This is a genomic window from Kitasatospora sp. NPDC036755 (assembly GCF_040636595.1).
In the GTDB taxonomy this organism is placed as follows: domain Bacteria; phylum Actinomycetota; class Actinomycetes; order Streptomycetales; family Streptomycetaceae; genus Kitasatospora.
The window spans coordinates 1-1,822 of record NZ_JBEZUT010000637.1 but is presented as its reverse complement, the minus strand read 5'-3'; the positions used below and the strand labels follow the sequence as shown (position 1 = coordinate 1,822).

Here is a 1,822-nt window from a genome sequence, read left to right as displayed (position 1 = left end):
ATGTTCGCGGACATGTACCCGTCGAGGAACGGGCGGCCGAGCATGCCGCCGCAGGTCCTGGCGGCGACCGTGGTCCTGCAGTCCCTGCACGGGCTCCCCGGCCCTGCGGCGCGCAAGGACGGCGACACCCGCCCCGCGCACCGACGCGGCGCGGGACAGAACGCCCGGCACTCCACCCGGCAGGAGACCGAGCGCCATGGCGCGGACGGGCGGGCGCGGCGAATACGCGGGCCGCGGCGGCGAGTCGTTCGTCGAACCGGACGGGCGCGGCTTCGCCTACCTGGACTTCGGCGGCGACGGCCGCCCGGTCGTCCTCGCCCTGCACGGGCACGTCGGGCGGGGCAGGTCCTTCGCGCCGCCGGCCGCAGCCCTCGCCGGGCGCTACCGGGTGGTGGCCCTCGACCAGCGCGGGCACGGACTGTCCGACCACGGAGGCGAGTTCACCCCCGGCCGCTACGCGGCGGACGTGGCGGCGTTCCTCGACGCCCTCGCCCTGGCGCCCGTCGCGGTCCTGGGGCATTCGATGGGCGGCGCGGTCGCCTTCCACCTCGCCCTGCCGCGCCCCGACCTGGTGCCGGCGCTGGTGGTCGCCGACATGACGACGCTCAACCGCGGGCCCGAGACCCGTCCGTGCTGGACGTGTCCGGCCGGCCGCGCCGCACCCGCACGCGTCGGGACCTGGCGCGGGCGCTGACCGAACGCGGGGTCCCGGCCGTCCGCTTCATGGACAGCGCCGTCGAGTTCGACGACGGCTGGGGGTTCGTCTTCGACGCCGACGACCTGATGGCCTCGCAGGAGGGCCTGCGCGGGGACTTCACCGCCGTGTGGAACGCGACCCGCCGGCCCGCGCTGCTCCTGCGCGCCGCCGACAGCTTCCTGCTCACCGCCGCCACCGCCCGGCGGATGGCCGCCGAGCGGCCGAACACCCTCCTGGTGGAGGTCCCCGGCTGCGGGCACTGGCTGCACGCGGACGCCCCGGAGGCCTTCGCCCGGGAGGTGGGCGCCTTCCTCGACCGTACGCGTGGCGTCAGATCCGGGTGGCTCCGAGGGCCTTGACGGCGTGCAGGGCGCGGGCGGTGGTCTGCCGGTGCTCGCCGACGGGGGCGACGTAGTCGAGGACGGCGCGGGCCGCGTCCTCGCCGAGGGTGCGGGTGATGACCCAGGTGGCGAGGTACTGGGAGGCCAGGCAGCCGCCGGCGGTGGCGATGTTGCCCTCGGCGTGGAACGGCGTGTCCAGGACGGTGATGCCGCGGGCCTCGACGAAGGGGCGGGTGGCCGAGTCGGTGCAGGCCGGCATGGTGCCCAGCAGGCCGAGGTGGGCGAGCACCAGCGCGCCCGAGCACTGGGAGCCGATGAGCTGGCGGGCCGGGTCCAGCGGCAGCCGGGCCGGCAGGCCGGCGTCGGCGACGACGTCGCGGGTGCGCACGCCGCTGCCGATCAGCACGACGTCGGCCTCGGTGACGAAGCCGATCGGGCGCTGCCCGGTGACCCGGACGCCGTTCATCGAGGTGACCTGCGGGGTCGGGGTGGTGATGAAGGCTTCCAGGCCGTCCTGGCGGCAGCGGTTGATCAGCGCGGAGGCGATGAAGCTGTCGAGCTCGTTGAACCCGTCGAAGGTGACCACGGCGACCTGTGCCATCACTGCTCCCTCATGCCTCGCGTCCGTCACACGGTATCCGTCACGCGGCGTCCGTCACGCCGGCGTCCGGTGTCCGTGCGCTCCATTGTGCCGCGCGCCGCCCGGGAGTTCGGGCAGGTGCGGCCGGTCGGCGTGGACCCCGCTGCCCTCCGCGAGCTCGACCAGCACCGAGGCGGTGGTGGT

Annotated in this window: 3 protein-coding genes; 2 read left to right on the top strand and 1 reads right to left on the bottom strand. The window is 75.6% G+C overall.

What is annotated here, in order from left to right:
• The first annotated feature begins 196 nt into the window (after positions 1–196).
• Complete coding sequence (locus tag AB0E96_RS40790; RefSeq protein WP_359831862.1) at positions 197–694, top strand: alpha/beta hydrolase; 498 nt, start codon at positions 197–199, stop codon at positions 692–694.
• A gap of 29 nt (positions 695–723) precedes the next feature.
• Complete coding sequence (locus AB0E96_RS40785) at positions 724–1,056, top strand: alpha/beta hydrolase (RefSeq protein ID WP_359831864.1); 333 nt, start codon at positions 724–726, stop codon at positions 1,054–1,056.
• Here AB0E96_RS40785 and AB0E96_RS40780 read toward each other — a convergent pair.
• A complete protein-coding gene (locus AB0E96_RS40780; protein WP_359831860.1) occupies positions 1,028–1,639 on the bottom strand; it encodes an AraC family transcriptional regulator in 612 nt (203 codons plus the stop codon). The genes AB0E96_RS40785 and AB0E96_RS40780 overlap by 29 nt on opposite strands.
• Positions 1,640–1,822 lie beyond the last annotated feature (183 nt).

What these genes read in the sequence shown, in the direction of transcription:
- AB0E96_RS40790 (WP_359831862.1), top strand. Translation starts at nt 197, where the DNA reads ATGGCGCGGACGGGCGGGCGCGGCGAATACGCGGGCCGCGGCGGCGAG.
- AB0E96_RS40785 (WP_359831864.1), top strand. Translation starts at nt 724, where the DNA reads ATGGACAGCGCCGTCGAGTTCGACGACGGCTGGGGGTTCGTCTTCGAC.
- AB0E96_RS40780 (WP_359831860.1), bottom strand. Translation starts at nt 1,639, where the DNA reads ATGGCACAGGTCGCCGTGGTCACCTTCGACGGGTTCAACGAGCTCGAC.